Source organism: Caballeronia sp. GAFFF2, assembly GCF_023631485.1.
Classification (GTDB): domain Bacteria; phylum Pseudomonadota; class Gammaproteobacteria; order Burkholderiales; family Burkholderiaceae; genus Caballeronia.
Genome location: NZ_JALQDA010000003.1, coordinates 163,420 through 178,482, shown reverse-complemented (window position 1 = coordinate 178,482; position 15,063 = coordinate 163,420). Strand labels below are relative to the sequence as shown.

The window sequence follows — 15,063 nt, the reverse complement described above, 5'->3', positions numbered from 1 at the left end:
AGTGAGACCAGACTGGTTGATACGTTAAGCGTCAGTGCGTCGCGCCGTTCGCCGCGCCTTCCTGCGAGCCCGCGAGCTGCGACAGGCGCTGCTCGTACAAGGCCTGGAAGTTGATTTCGGCGAGGTGGATCGGCGGGAAACCGGCGCGGGTGATCGCATCGGCGATATTCGAGCGCAGGTACGGGAACAGGATGGTCGGGCACGCAATGCCGACGAGCGGGTCGATCTGTTCAGCCGGAATATTGCGAATATCGAAGATACCTGCCTGCTTTGCTTCGATCAGGAATGCCACCTTGTCCGTGACTTTGGCCGTAACCGTGCCTGTTACCAGCACTTCGAAGACACTTTCAGCCAGACGGTCGGCCTTGACATCGACTTCGACCTCAACCGCGGGCATGTCCTGTTCGAGGAAGATGGCGGGCGAGTTCGGCTGCTCGAGCGACATATCCTTCAGATAAATGCGCTGGATGTTGAAAAACGGTTGATTATTCTCGTCGGACATAATGGTTTCCTAGATGATTCGAAGTTCGGCGCGCCTGTCTCTCGGCGTGCGCGCCTTCGCCGCCGGCGCAATGCGCGAGCGGCGCGCGGTGGTGTCAGGCCGACTCGAGAAGCGGCACGAGACCGCCCTTGCGGTCCAGCGCCGAAAGATCGTCATAACCGCCGACGTGCGTGTCGCCGATATAAACCTGCGGCACGGTCCGGCGGCCGGTGCGCGTCATCATTTCCTCGCGACGGCCCGGCTCACGGTCGATCAGCACCTTCTCGATGTTTTCGACCCCGCGGGACTTTAAAAGACGTTCGGCCATCTGGCAATACGGGCACACTTGGGTGCTGTACATGAGGACTTTGTTCACTTGACTGCTCCTTGTTTCACGACCGGCATTCCGGCCTTTTGCCAGGCATCCACACCGCCTTGCAAAACATGGACCTCAGCGTAGCCAGCCTCCGAGACGGCGCGGCTGGCACGCTGCGATTGTTGACCGGTCTGGCACACGAGCACGACCGGATTGCCTTTATTTTTGGCGATCTGGCCAATTTTTGCTTGGAGCTCCGTCTGCTCGATATTGCGGGCCGACGGCAAGTGGCCCTGCGCGAACTCGGACGCGGGCCGCAAATCGACAACCACCGCGTTGCGCCGGTTGATGAGCGTAACGGCTTCAGCGGCCGAAATGCCGCCACGGCCGCGCCGCATGAGGACAGGCCAAAGCAGCAGCGCGCCGGAGATGAGCGCAATCGCGATGAGTGCGAGATTCGTGTAATCAGTGAAAAACTTCACGTCGAGGGCCGCCGAAAGGTAGTAATGAAGGAAGAAAGGGAAATGAGGGCAATCCGAACATTATAAAATAACCGTCTACCGCGATGGCCTTGTCCATCCGGCCGATGGCGGCACCCCGCGCGCGTGGGCAGGATATCGGGGGTGCGATCGGCGCACCGCTTCCTAACTGACCGACCTACAAACATGTACAAGCTAGTGCTCATCCGCCACGGCGAATCGACGTGGAACAAGGAAAACCGCTTCACCGGCTGGGTGGATGTCGACCTGACCGAGCAGGGCAATCGCGAGGCACGCCAGGCAGGCGTGCTGCTGAAGGAAGCGGGCTATACCTTCGACATCGCTTATACCTCCGTGCTCAAGCGCGCCATCCGCACGCTCTGGCACGTGCAGGACGAAATGGACCAGATGTACATTCCGGTCGTTCATTCGTGGCGTCTGAACGAGCGTCACTATGGCGCGCTTGCCGGGCTGAACAAGGCCGAGACCGCGAAGAAGTACGGCGACGACCAGGTGCTCGTCTGGCGCCGCAGCTACGACACGCCGCCGCCCGCGCTGAATCCGGACGACGAACGCGCTTCCTTCAACGACCCGCGCTATGCCCGCGTGCCGCGTGAACAACTGCCGCTTACCGAGTGCCTGAAAGACACGGTCGCGCGCGTGCTGCCCATGTGGAACGAGTCCATTGCGCCGGCCATCAAGTCGGGCAAGCAGGTCGTGATCTCGGCGCATGGCAATTCCATCCGTGCGCTCGTGAAGTATCTGGACAATATTTCGGACGACGACATCGTCGGACTGAACATCCCGAACGGCGTCCCGCTCGTATATGAACTGGACGAGAACCTGAAGCCCATCCAGCATTACTACCTGGGCGATCCGGACGCCATCGCGGCGGCGCAGGCGGCTGTCGCCAAGCAGGGCAAGGCGGGATAAGCACGACAAGCGCTTTGCATGCGCGGACCACGGCGGTCCGCGCGCCGATGTCCGCTCGCTGACAGTCTTCCGTCGCGCCCGACACATTCGTCGCAGGGCCCGCTGTTTCAAGCGCTGCGTGCCCGGGCATTTAAGTTGCGTTTAAGTCGTCATTGAAGGTGAGCGGGTATACTGGCCCGTCACCCACGATGCAGCCCATTCGTTTTCCAAACGCACTCCTCTATGCGAAAGAACCTGAAAAACTTCGGTCTCATAGCCGCGGGCGTTGCTGCCGGCGCACTTGCAACTCTGCAGATTTCCGCGTCCGCCCAGCAAGCGGCCTCATCGCCGCTGCCGCTCGATCAATTGCGGCTCTTCGCCGAAGTCTTCGGGCAGATCAAGCACGAATACGTCGAACCCGTCGATGACAAGAAGCTCCTCACCGCCGCCATCAAGGGCATGGTGTCGAGCCTCGATCCGCACTCGTCGTATCTCGACAAGACCGATTACGAAGAGCTTCAGGAACAGACCAAGGGCCGTTTCGCGGGCCTCGGCATCGAGATTTCCTCGGAAGACGGTCTCATCAAGGTCATCTCGCCTATCGAAGACACGCCTGCGTTCCGTGCCGGCATTCGTCCGGGCGACCTCATCACGCGCATCAACGACAAGCCGGTGCGCGGCATGACGCTCGACAAGGCCGTCAAGCAAATGCGCGGCGAACCGGGCACCAAGGTCACGCTCACCATCTTCCGCAAGAGCGACGACCGCACGTTCCCGCTCACCGTCACGCGTGCGCTCATCCGCGTGCAGTCGGTCAAGATGAAGGTGCCTGAGCCGGGCTATGGCTATATCCGCATCACGAGCTTCCAGGAGCGCACGGTGCCGGACCTCGCGGCCAAGCTGCAGGATCTCGCGCGTCAACAACCGAACCTGAAGGGCCTCGTGCTCGACCTGCGCAATAACGGCGGCGGTCTGTTGCAGAGCGCGGTCGGCGTGGCGGGCGCGTTCCTGCCGGACAACTCGGTGGTCGTGTCGACCAACGGCCAGATCGCGGACGCGAAGCAGACTTTCCGCGACACCTACGACAACTATCGTTTGCCCTCCTTCGATTCCGATCCGCTGAAGAGCGTGCCGGACATCTTCAAGAAGGTGCCGATGGTCGTGCTGACCAACGCCTACTCGGCGTCGGCATCGGAAATCGTGGCGGGCGCGTTGCAGGATCATCACCGCGCGCTGATCGTCGGTAAGACGACCTTCGGCAAGGGCTCGGTGCAGACGGTTCGCCCGATGACCGCGGACACCGCGCTGCGTCTGACAACGGCGTACTACTACACGCCGAGCGGCAAGTCGATCCAGAACCAGGGCGTGCGCCCCGATGTGCCGGTGGATCAATACGCGGATGGCGACCCCGACGACGCGCTCGTCACGCGCGAAGTCGATTATTCGAATCACCTCGCCAACACGCAAGACCCGAACGAGAAGAAGGAATCCGAACAGCGCGAGCAGGACCGCCTGGAACAACTGCGCATTCTCGAAGAGCAGAACGACAAGAAAACGCCGGAGCAGCGCCGCAAGGATCGCGAACGCAAGCCGGTGGAGTTCGGCAGTTCGGACGACTTCATGCTTGCGCAGGCGTTGAACAAGCTGGAAGGCAAGACGGTCGTCGAATCGAAGTCGTACAGCGAACGCAAGCTCGCGCAGAACAAGCCGGGACGTTCGGCTTCGGCGCCGGTGGTTGCGGCGCCCGCGCTGCCGGCCACGCCGGGTTCGGCGCCGGCATCGGGTGCGGAACCGGCTTCGTCGCCCACGGCTCAGTCGAAGTAAGAGGCAGTGCAACATCAGCAGTACGGCTTCGCGGTCACGCGCCGCGAAGCCTTTCCTCCCGCGCGCGCTTAAAATATCCGCCTCAAGCGCGCCGCTTCCATGGCGTTCCCTTCGCAGCACAGACAGCGCGTTGCCACGCGCCCGCTCGATGAACGACGACCAACTTCTCCGCTATTCCCGCCATATTCTCGTCGATGAAATCGGCATCGAAGCGCAGCAGCGCTTTCTCGATGCTCACGCGATCATCGTCGGCGCGGGCGGCCTAGGCGCGCCTGCCGCGATGTATCTCACGGCAGCGGGAATCGGCAAGCTGACCCTCGTCGACGCCGATACCGTCGACCTCACGAATCTGCAACGGCAGATCGTGCACGCAACGCGTTCGGTCGGAGAGGCCAAAGTGGAATCCGCGCGCGCGACGCTCAACGCGCTGAATCCGGATGTCGAGATCGAAGCGGTCAACGCGTGTGCCGACGCGGCCTGGCTCGATGCCAACGTGCCGGGCGCGTCGATCGTGCTGGATTGCAGCGACAACTTCGCCACGCGTCACGCAATCAACGCCGCGTGTGTCGCGCATGGCGTCCCGCTCGTGTCGGGCGCGGCCTTGCGTTTCGACGGGCAGATCAGCACGTTCGATTTCCGCTCGGAGCAATCGCCGTGTTATGCGTGCGTGTTTCCGCCGGATCAGGCGTTCGAGGAAGTCGCGTGTTCGACGATGGGCGTGTTCTCGCCGACCGTGGGCATCATTGGCGCAATGCAAGCGGCGGAGGCGCTACGCGTGATCGGCGGCTTCGGCGAAACGCTCGCCGGCCGGCTGATGATGCTGGATTCACTGCGCATGGAGTGGAACACGATGAAGATCGCGCGCCAGGCCAATTGCGTGGTCTGCGGCGAGCGGCATGCGCGTGCTTCGTAAGCCTTAAATCTTCTGAAGCCGCGCCAACGCTGCTTGCAATTCATCCGGCTCGTAAGCCGCGAGCACGTCCGCTACGGGCTTATCGAATGCCTTGAGATTCGAGCGCAAGATTTCCTGCTTCACGACAAGCAACTGGCTCGGATGCATCGAAAACTCGGTCAGACCGAGCCCGAGCAACAAGCGCGTGACCGTCGGGTCGCCCGCCATCTCACCGCATACCGACACCGGTACGCCGGCGCGCTTCGCTTCGCGCAGCGTGAACGCGATCAGATTCAGCACGGCCGGATGCAGCGGATCGTACAGATGCGCGACCGCGTTATCCGCGCGGTCGATGGCGAGCGTGTATTGGATCAGATCGTTGGTGCCGATCGACAGAAAATCCAGCCGGCTCAGGAAGAGCCGCACGGCGATGGCGGCGGCGGGAATCTCGATCATCGCGCCGACCTGAATCTGGCGGTCGTAGGCGATGCCCGCGTCGTCGAGTTGACGCTTCGCCTCGCGGATCAGATCGAGCGTCTGATCGATCTCCTGCGCGTGCGCGAGCATTGGAATCAGAATCTTGGTCGGACCGAACGCGGATGCGCGCAAGATGGCGCGCAGTTGCGTCATGAACATTTGCGGCTCGGACAGACTCCAGCGAATGGCGCGCAGCCCGAGCGCCGGGTTCGGCGCGACTTCGTAGCCGTCGCCGGCGCTCATCGAATCGAGTGGCTTGTCCGCGCCGACATCGATCGTGCGAATGGTCACCGGCTTGCCGTTCATCAGTTCGATCGCGCGCTTGTAGGCCTCGAACTGCTCCTCTTCCTCCGGCAACTGGTTCTTATGGTTCATGAAGAGAAATTCGGTGCGAAAGAGGCCGACGCCCATCGCGCCCGCTTCCACCGCGACCTTCGCATCCTCGGGCAGTTCGATGTTCGCGCACAGCTCGATCTTCGTGCCGCATAAGGTTTGCGTCGGCGAAAACTTGAGGCGCTGCAGCTTGCGCTGCTCCAGCACCTTTTCGCTTTGCCGGTACGAATACTCTTCGAGCACGATCGGCGCGGGATCGACGATGACAATGCCGTGATCGCCGTCCACGATGATGAGATCGTTCTGACGAATCAGCACGCTCGCCTGCTGCACCCCGACCGACGCGGGAATGCCGAGACTACGCGCGACGATCGCCGTATGCGACGTGCGGCCGCCGAGATCGGTGACAAAACCTTTGAATGCTTGCGTCTTGAACTGCAGCATGTCGGCCGGCGCGATGTCGTGCGCGACGACGATCATCTCGTTGTGGCCGTTGCTCGCAACCGTATGCGCCACCATCGATGCAGTGGTCGGCGCGCCTGCAAGCGCCTTGAGCAGCCGTTCCACCACTTGCTCGATATCCGCCTTCCGTTCGCGCAGATACTCGTCTTCGATTTCGTCGAAATAGCGGCTCAGGATTTCGAGTTGTTCGGTGAGCGCCCATTCGACGTTGTAGCGCCGCGTGCGAATCAGATCGATGACTTCCTGCACGAGCATGGCGTCGTTCAGGATCATCATGTGAACGTTGATGAACGCTGTCATTTCGCCAGGCGCGTCCGCTGCCAGGTCGTTGCGAAGCGTTTCGAGTTCGGCGAGCACGCCCGCTTGCGCGGCATAAAACCGCGCGATTTCAGCGTCGATCTGGTCGGGATCGATGAGATAGTGAGCGACATCGAGCGCCGCAGGCGCGATCAGATACGCTCGCCCAATGGCGATGCCTCGTGAGACGGGAATTCCATGCAGCGTGAAGGACACGCGCACCTCCTCTGTAGTTTCTGCGCGGTCTCTCGGGGCCTGCGGCAGGCGCTTAGGACCGCGCTAGCATTATAAGTTCGAATGAGGCTGCGGTCGCCGAACGGCCGTCGCAGCGAGGCGCGGCCGTTTGTCCTGCAAAGAACGCGGACGCAAAAAAGCCGCGCTCAAAGCGCGGCTTTTTGTTGGCTACTTCCGATACGGGATGAAGCGCTTACTGCCCTTCCCCGAACTTGTCGGCGATAAGCGCGAGGATCGCTTTCATCGCATCGGCTTCGTCGGCGCCTTCGGTTTCGATGGTCACCGTGCTGCCGATACCCGCTGCCAGCATCATCACGCCCATGATGCTCTTGGCGTTGATCCGGCGACCGTTGCGGCTCATCCAGATTTCCGACTGATAGCTACCGGCCAGTTGCGTGAGCTTCGCCGATGCCCGCGCGTGGAGTCCCAGCTTGTTTACGATCGTTGTTTCCTGTTGCAGCATGATGCTCCGGGCGCTAGTGGATGAATTGAGCGGCGTCAGTGACTCGCGGCTTTCGCGGCGACGAGATCGGCACTCGCGGAGCACGCCGGATCTTGCGAACCGGCAGCCTTCGTCGCGAGCGCGCAAGGATTCAGCGGCGTGGACGAATCCAGTTCCTGGATGCCTTTCGAGCCGCCTTGCAGAATTTTTTCGGTAAGCGTGTCGATGGGAGTCGCGCGATAACACACGGCGCGCACGAGCATCGGCAAATTGACGCCTGCGAGCACGCGCACGTCCGTTTCCGCGAGACTCGCCGCGATGTTCGCGGGCGTCGCGCCGAAGACGTCGGTGAGCACGATGGCGCCATTGTCTTCTCGCAGACGGTCGAGTTCCGAGCGCGCGAACGCGCGAACTTCGACGGGATCGCAGTCGGGCGTTACGTCGACAACGCCGATGCGTGCGGGCAAGCCGCCGTAAATGTGCGCGACACACTCGCGTAGCGCGGTAGCGAACGGAGCATGCGCGATGATCAGAATGCCAGCCATGTCAGGAATGCTGCCTCTGTAACGACGCCAGGGTTGCCGGCGTCTAGAGATCGCTCGAAAACGCGCGAGCGGCGCGGGATCGATGCCTATATGGTCGCACGCGGGCCGAAAATCAACCGCCTTACGCCAGACACCGTTCCACCATTACCACAGCTTACGCTTGCACTCTTAAACACAGTTTAAGACCGGAAAAAGCACGTTCCAACCCTAAAACCTGCAAGCAACCGGGAAATAATTGTAACAGCGTCGGCGATTATGTTTTTGCAGTGCGCCAATTCGAGCGTTGGCTAGCGCTCGAAAGGCCGTTTAGCCGACCGCGCGTTCGAGCGCGTCGATGAACATTCCAGCAACGTCGAAGCCTGTCTGATCCATGATTTCGCGGAAGCATGTCGGGCTCGTCACGTTGACTTCGGTCAGGTAATCGCCGATGGCATCGAGGCCGGCCAGCAAAAGCCCGCGTGCTTCGAGAATTGGCCCGAGCGTTTCGGCAATCTCGCGATCGCGCGCCGACAGCGGTTGCGCACGGCCAAGACCGCCCGCCGCCAGATTGCCGCGCACCTCGTTGCCCTGGGGAATACGCGCCAGCGAATACGGCACCGGCTGACCGCCGATCACCAGAATGCGCTTGTCGCCGTCCGTGATCTGGGGGATGAACTTCTGCGCCATCACCGTACGCGCGCCGTCTTCGCTCAACATCTCGATGATGGACCCGAGGTTCATGCCGTCCGCTTTCACGCGGAACACGCCCATGCCGCCCATGCCATCGAGCGGTTTCAGAATGACATCGCCATGTTCCGCATGAAAGCCGCGCAGGCGAGCCGCATCGCGCGTGACGAGCGTGGGCGCCACGTACTGCGGCCATTCGGCAATAGCCAGCTTCTCCGAATGATCGCGAATGGCTTGCGGTTTGTTGAAAACGCGCGCGCCGGCGCGTTCCGCGATTTCGAGCAGCCAGGTTGCGTTGACATATTCGAGGTCGAACGGCGGGTCTTTGCGCATCAGCACCGCGCCGAAACGCGTGAGCGGCAAATGCTCCGCCTGTTCCGCCGCGAACCACGGCCAGCGGTCGCTGTTCGCTTCGTCGCCGACAATCGCAATGCGTCGCACGCTCGCGTCGACCGACGTGCCGGTCCACGCCAGATGCTGCGGCTCGCATGCGTACAGCACGTGACCGCGCCGCGCGGCTTCGGCCATCATCGCGTAGGTCGTGTCTTTATAGATCTTGAAACGATCGAGCGGATCGGCGATGAAGAGAATGTCCATGTGTATTCGCTTGAGCTAGTGACCGTGGCCATGAGTATTGGCCACGAGAGCAGGGCATTATGCACTCAGACCTGAATCGCTTCCGGGTCGGTCTTCTCGAGTTCCACCGATGCCGCCAGCAACCCAAGCCTGGCCACCACGCCATACATGTAAAAGCGGTTCGGCGGCGCGGCGCCGGGCTTCGCGTGCGCATCCGGCAGCGCGGTGTGCTCGAAGCCGAGCGGCACGAAATGCATGCCGGGCGCGTTGAGGTTCTGGTCGCGTTCGCGCGAGTCGTGCACGCGATAAAACCCGCCGACCACGTACCGGTCGATCATATACACGACCGGCTCCGCCACCGCATTCTCCACGCGCTCGAATGTGTGCACGCCTTCCTGCACGATCACATCGTGCACCTGCAGGCCTTCCTTCGCGTCGTTCATGCGCGTGCGCTCGCGCTTGGTCAATGCGGCGACCTCGCTTGCGTCGTGCACGGTCATCACGCCTTTGCCGTACGTGCCGGCATCGGCCTTGATGACGACATACGGCTTCTCGCTGATGCCGTACTCGCGGTACTTCTTCGCGATCTTCTTGATAACGCCGTCGATTGCCTCGGCCAGCGCTTCCTCGCCCGTGCGCGCCTCGTAATCCACGCCTTCGACGTGCGCGAAGTACGGGTTCACCATCCACGGATCGATCTCGACGAGCTTCGCGAACTTTTTCGCGACATCGTCATAGCAGGCGAAGTGCGTCGACTTGCGGCGCACCGCCCAGCCCGCATGCAACGGCGGCAGGATGTATTGCTCGTGCAGATTTTCGAGCACGGGCGGAATGCCGGCGGAAAGATCGTTGTTGAGCAGGATCGAGCACGGATCGAAATTCTTCAAGCCGAGACGGCGCGGCGTGCGTTCGAGCGGTTCGAGCACGACCTTTTGGCCATCGGCGAGCGGAATGGTCACGGGCCCGTGGATGTTTTCATCGAGCGTGCCGAAGCGGACGTTGAGTCCCGCTTGACGCATGATGGTCGCGAGCCGCGCAACGTTCTCCAGATAAAACGCGTTACGCGTATGCCGCTCTGGAATCACGAGCAGATTCTTCGCGTCCGGACAAATTTTTTCGATGGACGCCATCGCCGCCTGCACGGCAAGCGGAAGCACTTCGTGCGGCAGATTGTTGAAGCCGCCGGGAAAGAGATTAGTGTCGACGGGCGCGAGCTTGAAACCGGCGTTACGCAGGTCGACGGAACAGTAAAACGGCGGCGTGTGCTCCTGCCATTCGAGACGGAACCACCGTTCGATGGAAGGCGTAGCCTCGAGAATTTTCCGCTCGAGGTCGAGCAGCGGGCCACTTAACGCCGTAACTAAGTGCGGAACCATTGATTTCTCGTGGACAGCGTTTTGCGTGGGACTGGGCAACCGCCAAGGCGATCGTTCCAGCCGATACAGGGACGAAAGATTGTAGAGCAATTGCCCTGCCTAACTGGGTATGGACCGCCATTTAGCAAGGCTTTGCGGCCCATCGCGGCAATCTGCACAGGCAATCCGGGCCATTTGCGGCGCGAGCCGCGTTGGACGGAAACCCGACGTATCGCGCGGACGAAAAAAAACCCGCCATGAAGGCGGGCCAAGTCGCTGCGCTCGTTCGTTTGCCGTCGCCCCGGCGACATGCGCCGAGCGGATGAGAACCGGCGTGCCCTCTCGCGGCACGCCGGATCGCGGCTCAAATCCCTTATTCGACGTGTTCGCCATGCAGCGTGACGTCGAGACCTTCGCGTTCCTCTTCTTCCGTCACGCGCAGACCCATGACCATGTCGATGATCTTGAGCAGCACGAAGCTGACGACGCCGCTATAGACCAGCGTGACCAGCACGCCCTTCGCCTGCACGATGACATTGCCATCGAAGCCGCCGATGTCCTTCACTGCGAACACGCCCGTCAGCAAAGCGCCGATGATCCCGCCCACGCCGTGCACGCCGAACGCATCGAGCGAATCGTCGTAACCGAACTTGTGCTTGAGCCACGTCGCCGACCAGAAGCAGACCACGCCCGCCACGATGCCGATCACGATAGCGCCCGTCACGCCCACGAACCCCGAAGCCGGCGTCACTGCAACGAGACCTGCAACCGCGCCCGAGATGATGCCGAGCACCGAAGGCTTACCCTTCGAAATCCATTCCGCGAACATCCAGCCGAAGGCGGCGAATGCGGTGGCGATCTGCGTCGTGAGCATGGCGAAGCCGGCACGGCCGTCAGCCGCGACTGCCGAACCCGCGTTGAAGCCGAACCAGCCCACCCACAGCATCGATGCACCGATCAGCGAGAGCACGAGGTTGTGCGGCGCCATCACTTCACGGCCGTAGCCGACGCGCTTGCCGAGCACCAGACAGCACATCAGGCCCGCGATACCGGCGTTGATGTGAACCACCGTGCCGCCCGCGAAGTCGAGCACGCCCGCGCCTGCCAGCCAGCCGGTCGGTTCCCAGACCATGTGCGCGATCGGCGAGTAGACGATGATCGACCACAGCGTCATGAACACGAGCATCGCGGAAAACTTCATCCGGTCGGCGAACGCGCCGGTGATGAGCGCCGGGGTGATGATCGCGAACGTCATCTGGTAGACGAAGTAGACCGATTCCGGAATCGTCGATGCCAGATGGCTGACGGTCAGCGTCGTGGCCTTGTCGCCCTTGATGTAGTTCATGCCGTGCAGGAACACGCGCGAGAAGCCACCCAGGAACGAATTGCCCGGCGTGAACGCGATGCTGTAGCCCACGACCGTCCAGATGATCGTGACGAGACAGCAGATTGCGAAGCTCTGCATTACCGTTGCCAGCACGTTCTTCTTGCGAACCATGCCTGCGTAGAACAGCGCGAGGCCCGGAACCGTCATGAACAGCACGAGTGCGGTCGAGGTGAGCATCCACGCGGTGTCACCCGAGCTGATCTTCGACGAATCGACCGAGAATGGTTCGGTCGGCGCGGCGGGAGCGGCGTCGGAAGCTGCCGCCGCTGCGGAAGCGCCTTCCGCCGACGAAGCCATCGCCGTGTTGGCGCTGGCCGGTGCGCTTGCAGGCGCCGATGCGGCGTCGGCCGCGGGTGCCGAGGCAGCGGCCGGAGCGGACGCGTCCTGGGCGAGTGCGGTGCCGACATTGGCGCCGACCAGGGCGCCCGCCACCAGCAATGACATCAAAAAGTTACGCATTCTTCGGTTTCCTCTTATCGCCGATTTCTTTTCTTAGAGCGCGTCCGCGCCGGTCTCACCGGTACGAATACGAATGACCTGTTCGATTGCCGTGACGAAAATCTTGCCGTCGCCGATTTTTCCCGTGCGCGCCGCGCGTTCGACCGCTTCGATCGCCTGATCGACAATGTCGTCCGACACGGCCGCTTCGATCTTCACCTTCGGCAGGAAATCGACGACGTATTCCGCGCCCCGATAAAGTTCGGTGTGACCTTTCTGGCGGCCGAAGCCTTTTACCTCGGTCACCGTGATGCCCGAGACGCCGATCGCCGAGAGCGCTTCGCGCGCTTCGTCGAGCTTGAACGGCTTGATGATTGCGGTAATGAGCTTCATGTATCCCTCGCTGTGGTGTGCCTCTGATCCTTCGATGCCTTCTAAAGCGGGATGCCTCGGTTGCAAGCCCACGTCCGTCCTGTCGGGCCGCTGAAAGAAGCGTGCAGAAAAGGTCCGCGCCACTTATGCAACTCGTATGCCAATCGAGTGCTCACGGGGCTTTGCACGATTTCACGAAAGGCGCGCGCAAGGGATCTGCCGAATGGCTAACGCGCGCCGTACCTGCTGGCGCCGGGGTGGGTTCGTTGCTAGAGTGCTCGCAAGGTCCCGTTAAAAGGGGCAAAGGCGGAAAACGCGGGAGCGCGGAAGCGCTAAAATCGCGGCGCCTCGAATGTGCCCGGCAGTGCGTGACGAATGCACCAAAATCGATCATGCAACCGGCCGGGGCACTGACCTAACAATGAATGCACTTTTTTTGTGCAAAGGGAGAAACGATGAAGCAGCCCAACGACGTTTTCAATGACCTGCAGCAGAAGATGAGCGAGCTCTTCAAGAATTCGCCTGCTAAAGACGTCGAGAAAAATGTGAAAGCCATGCTTTCGCAGGGCTTCTCGAAGCTCGATCTCGTGACCCGCGAAGAATTCGACACGCAGACTCAGGTGCTCGTGCGTACCCGCGCCCGGCTGGAAGAGCTGGAAAAACGCGTCGCGCAACTGGAGCAGCACCAGCCGGGCGGCTCCTCGTCGCAGGATTGACTGCTTTAACTACTGTCGACCTCGGCCGGCGAGCCGTGAAGTCCTAGTCTCATTGCCGGCGCCGCCTTCGAGCGCGCGCCGTTTCAGGTGAAATCATGTCGCTTGCCGTGGTCAAGAGCCGCGCGCCCGCCCCTGGGCGCGCGCCGGAAGTGGTCGTCGAAGTTCATCTCGCAAACGGATTGCCGTCGTTCTCCATCGTCGGCTTACCCGATCTCGAAGTTCGCGAAAGCCGCGAGCGCGTGCGCGCCGCGCTGCAGAATTGCGGACTGGAATTCCCCGTCAACCGCATCACCGTCAATCTCGCTCCGGCAGATTTGCCAAAGGAGTCGGGACGTTTCGACTTGCCTATCGCGCTCGGCATTCTGGCAGCGAGCGGACAGATTCCGGCTGCGTCGCTCGAAAATCGTGAGTTCGCTGGGGAGCTTTCGCTGACCGGCGCGCTGCGGCCCATGCGCGGAGCATTCGCAATGGTGTGCGGAGCGGCGCGGCACCATGCATCGAACGGCTCGGAGAGCGGGCGTGCGCCGGAAATCTATGTGCCGCTCGCAAGTGCTGCCGAAGCCGCGCTGGTGCCCGGCATCGAAGTGTTCGGTGCGGCGGATTTGCCGACGCTCTGCGCGCATCTGAACGGCGTTCCGGATGCGCGGCTTCGTCCCGCGCGGGCTTTTGCGCAATTGAATGCGTCATCGTGGCCGGCCGCGCCCGATCTCGCGGATGTCATCGGGCATCCGGCTGCGCGTCGCGCGCTGGAGGTTGCGGCGGCGGGTGGTCATCATCTGCTGATGGTCGGGCCGCCCGGCGCGGGCAAATCCATGCTCGCCGCGCGCTTGCCAGGCCTGCTTCCGCCAATGACCGACGACGAAGCGCTCGCCTCCGCCGCCATTCTGTCGGCAAGCTCGCTCGGATTTACGCCCGCGCAATGGAGGCGGCGGCCGTTTCGCGCGCCACATCATTCATCGAGCGCGGTGGCGCTGGTTGGCGGTAGAAATCCGCCGCAGCCGGGCGAGATCACGCTTGCGCACCTGGGCGTGCTTTTTCTCGACGAGTTGCCCGAATTCGATCGCAAGGTACTCGAAACGCTGCGCGAGCCGCTCGAAGCGGGTTGCATCACCGTGTCCCGGGCGGCGCAACAGGCGGAGTTTCCTGCCGCGTGTCAGCTCGTCGCCGCGATGAATCCGTGTCCGTGTGGATGGCGTGGCGATCCAGGTGGACGCTGCCGATGCTCACCCGACGTCGCCGCGCGCTATCTGCGCAAGTTGTCGGGACCGCTGCTCGATCGCATCGATATTCAGATCGAGTTGCCTGCGCTCTCGCCCGCTGAACTCTCGGCGCGCGGCGCCAAGCATGGCGAATCCAGCGCAACGGTGGCTTCACGCGTCGAGGCGGCGCGCGCCGTCCAGCTCGCGCGGCAAGGCAAGACCAATCGCGAACTCGACGGCCGCGATGCCGACACGCTCTGCCGACCTGATGCCGAAGGCGCCGCGCTCCTGCGCGCCGCGAGCGAGCGCTTCGGATGGTCGGCGCGCGGCTATTACCGCGTTTTGAAAGTCACACGGACCATTGCCGATCTATCCGGGGCGAACATTCCGACCGCGGCGCATGTCGCGGAAGCCGTGCAATACCGTCGCGCGTTTCCTGCGGCATGAGCCTCAAGGTCATCGGGCGCGAAATATTGCCTGTCAAGACTTGACTTATGCACACCAAGCCGATCCGCCCTTCTTTTTCCTACTATCAACCTACATGACTGAACGCATTGCACAGACCATTGATTTTATTGAACTATTTAACTTGCCATGAAGGGAGGCAAAGTAAGCCCGGCCACATGAAGCGGGCTTCCAGCGACTCACCGACACTGTTTT

15 protein-coding genes are annotated in these 15,063 nt (G+C 62.0%); 5 read left to right on the top strand and 10 right to left on the bottom strand.

Annotation, left to right across the window (positions count from 1 at the left end; genetic code table 11):
- Positions 1-31: 31 nt before the first annotated feature.
- From secB to NCT04_RS01325, 3 genes are all read right to left on the bottom strand, one after another.
- A complete protein-coding gene (secB, locus tag NCT04_RS01335; RefSeq protein WP_244826873.1) occupies positions 32-502 on the bottom strand; it encodes a protein-export chaperone SecB in 471 nt (156 codons plus the stop codon).
- 94 nt (positions 503-596) lie between these two features.
- On the bottom strand, positions 597-857 hold the full coding sequence (gene grxC, locus NCT04_RS01330) for a glutaredoxin 3 (RefSeq protein ID WP_244826872.1): 261 nt from the start codon (positions 855-857) through the stop codon (positions 597-599).
- On the bottom strand, positions 854-1,279 hold the full coding sequence (locus NCT04_RS01325) for a rhodanese-like domain-containing protein (RefSeq protein ID WP_244826871.1): 426 nt from the start codon (positions 1,277-1,279) through the stop codon (positions 854-856). The genes grxC and NCT04_RS01325 overlap by 4 nt, the downstream gene beginning before the upstream one ends.
- A gap of 183 nt (positions 1,280-1,462) precedes the next feature.
- Between NCT04_RS01325 and gpmA the strand changes: the two genes are divergently transcribed.
- The 3 genes from gpmA to NCT04_RS01310 all read left to right on the top strand — a co-directional run bounded on the left by gpmA (position 1,463) and on the right by NCT04_RS01310 (position 4,925).
- Entirely contained in the window at positions 1,463-2,209 is a 747-nt protein-coding gene (gene gpmA, locus NCT04_RS01320; protein WP_244826870.1) for a 2,3-diphosphoglycerate-dependent phosphoglycerate mutase, read from the top strand.
- A 222-nt stretch (positions 2,210-2,431) separates the two neighbouring features.
- Positions 2,432-4,012, top strand: coding sequence for a S41 family peptidase (locus NCT04_RS01315; protein WP_244826869.1), 1,581 nt, complete (start codon positions 2,432-2,434; stop codon positions 4,010-4,012).
- A gap of 148 nt (positions 4,013-4,160) precedes the next feature.
- A complete protein-coding gene (locus NCT04_RS01310) occupies positions 4,161-4,925 on the top strand; it encodes a HesA/MoeB/ThiF family protein (RefSeq protein ID WP_250462793.1) in 765 nt (254 codons plus the stop codon).
- Positions 4,926-4,928: 3 nt separating this feature from the next.
- Here the strand turns inward: NCT04_RS01310 and ptsP are convergent, their stop codons facing one another.
- The 7 genes from ptsP to NCT04_RS01275 all read right to left on the bottom strand — a co-directional run bounded on the left by ptsP (position 4,929) and on the right by NCT04_RS01275 (position 12,509).
- Positions 4,929-6,689, bottom strand: coding sequence for a phosphoenolpyruvate--protein phosphotransferase (gene ptsP, locus NCT04_RS01305; protein WP_244826867.1), 1,761 nt, complete (start codon positions 6,687-6,689; stop codon positions 4,929-4,931).
- A gap of 211 nt (positions 6,690-6,900) precedes the next feature.
- The gene (locus NCT04_RS01300) at positions 6,901-7,170 is read right to left on the bottom strand and encodes an HPr family phosphocarrier protein (protein ID WP_244826866.1); all 270 of its coding nucleotides are present in this window, start codon (positions 7,168-7,170) and stop codon (positions 6,901-6,903) included.
- A 35-nt stretch (positions 7,171-7,205) separates the two neighbouring features.
- Positions 7,206-7,694 carry a PTS sugar transporter subunit IIA gene (locus NCT04_RS01295; protein ID WP_244826865.1) on the bottom strand — a complete coding sequence of 163 codons (489 nt, stop codon included), beginning with the start codon at positions 7,692-7,694 and terminating at the stop codon, positions 7,206-7,208.
- A gap of 306 nt (positions 7,695-8,000) precedes the next feature.
- Positions 8,001-8,957 (bottom strand): glutathione synthase, encoded by a 957-nt coding sequence (gshB, locus tag NCT04_RS01290; RefSeq protein WP_244826864.1) that lies wholly within the window; start codon positions 8,955-8,957, stop codon positions 8,001-8,003.
- 65 nt (positions 8,958-9,022) lie between these two features.
- Complete coding sequence (gene gshA, locus NCT04_RS01285) at positions 9,023-10,312, bottom strand: glutamate--cysteine ligase (RefSeq protein ID WP_250462790.1); 1,290 nt, start codon at positions 10,310-10,312, stop codon at positions 9,023-9,025.
- A 352-nt stretch (positions 10,313-10,664) separates the two neighbouring features.
- Complete coding sequence (locus NCT04_RS01280) at positions 10,665-12,137, bottom strand: ammonium transporter (RefSeq protein ID WP_244826862.1); 1,473 nt, start codon at positions 12,135-12,137, stop codon at positions 10,665-10,667.
- Positions 12,138-12,170: 33 nt separating this feature from the next.
- On the bottom strand, positions 12,171-12,509 hold the full coding sequence (locus NCT04_RS01275; protein ID WP_014190273.1) for a P-II family nitrogen regulator: 339 nt from the start codon (positions 12,507-12,509) through the stop codon (positions 12,171-12,173).
- A 434-nt stretch (positions 12,510-12,943) separates the two neighbouring features.
- On the opposite strand from NCT04_RS01275, the gene NCT04_RS01270 reads away from it, so the two are divergent.
- Both NCT04_RS01270 and NCT04_RS01265 read left to right on the top strand, forming a co-directional pair.
- Positions 12,944-13,204: an accessory factor UbiK family protein gene (locus NCT04_RS01270; protein WP_244826861.1), complete on the top strand. Its 261-nt coding sequence runs from the start codon at positions 12,944-12,946 to the stop codon at positions 13,202-13,204.
- A 95-nt stretch (positions 13,205-13,299) separates the two neighbouring features.
- Positions 13,300-14,850 (top strand): YifB family Mg chelatase-like AAA ATPase, encoded by a 1,551-nt coding sequence (locus NCT04_RS01265; protein ID WP_250462787.1) that lies wholly within the window; start codon positions 13,300-13,302, stop codon positions 14,848-14,850.
- Positions 14,851-15,063 lie beyond the last annotated feature (213 nt).

What these genes read in the sequence shown, in the direction of transcription:
- NCT04_RS01270 (WP_244826861.1), top strand. Translation starts at nt 12,944, where the DNA reads ATGAAGCAGCCCAACGACGTTTTCAATGACCTGCAGCAGAAGATGAGC.
- gshB (WP_244826864.1), bottom strand. Translation starts at nt 8,957, where the DNA reads ATGGACATTCTCTTCATCGCCGATCCGCTCGATCGTTTCAAGATCTAT.
- NCT04_RS01280 (WP_244826862.1), bottom strand. Translation starts at nt 12,137, where the DNA reads ATGCGTAACTTTTTGATGTCATTGCTGGTGGCGGGCGCCCTGGTCGGC.
- NCT04_RS01315 (WP_244826869.1), top strand. Translation starts at nt 2,432, where the DNA reads ATGCGAAAGAACCTGAAAAACTTCGGTCTCATAGCCGCGGGCGTTGCT.
- NCT04_RS01295 (WP_244826865.1), bottom strand. Translation starts at nt 7,694, where the DNA reads ATGGCTGGCATTCTGATCATCGCGCATGCTCCGTTCGCTACCGCGCTA.
- secB (WP_244826873.1), bottom strand. Translation starts at nt 502, where the DNA reads ATGTCCGACGAGAATAATCAACCGTTTTTCAACATCCAGCGCATTTAT.
- NCT04_RS01310 (WP_250462793.1), top strand. Translation starts at nt 4,161, where the DNA reads ATGAACGACGACCAACTTCTCCGCTATTCCCGCCATATTCTCGTCGAT.
- gshA (WP_250462790.1), bottom strand. Translation starts at nt 10,312, where the DNA reads ATGGTTCCGCACTTAGTTACGGCGTTAAGTGGCCCGCTGCTCGACCTC.
- NCT04_RS01300 (WP_244826866.1), bottom strand. Translation starts at nt 7,170, where the DNA reads ATGCTGCAACAGGAAACAACGATCGTAAACAAGCTGGGACTCCACGCG.
- NCT04_RS01275 (WP_014190273.1), bottom strand. Translation starts at nt 12,509, where the DNA reads ATGAAGCTCATTACCGCAATCATCAAGCCGTTCAAGCTCGACGAAGCG.
- gpmA (WP_244826870.1), top strand. Translation starts at nt 1,463, where the DNA reads ATGTACAAGCTAGTGCTCATCCGCCACGGCGAATCGACGTGGAACAAG.
- NCT04_RS01265 (WP_250462787.1), top strand. Translation starts at nt 13,300, where the DNA reads ATGTCGCTTGCCGTGGTCAAGAGCCGCGCGCCCGCCCCTGGGCGCGCG.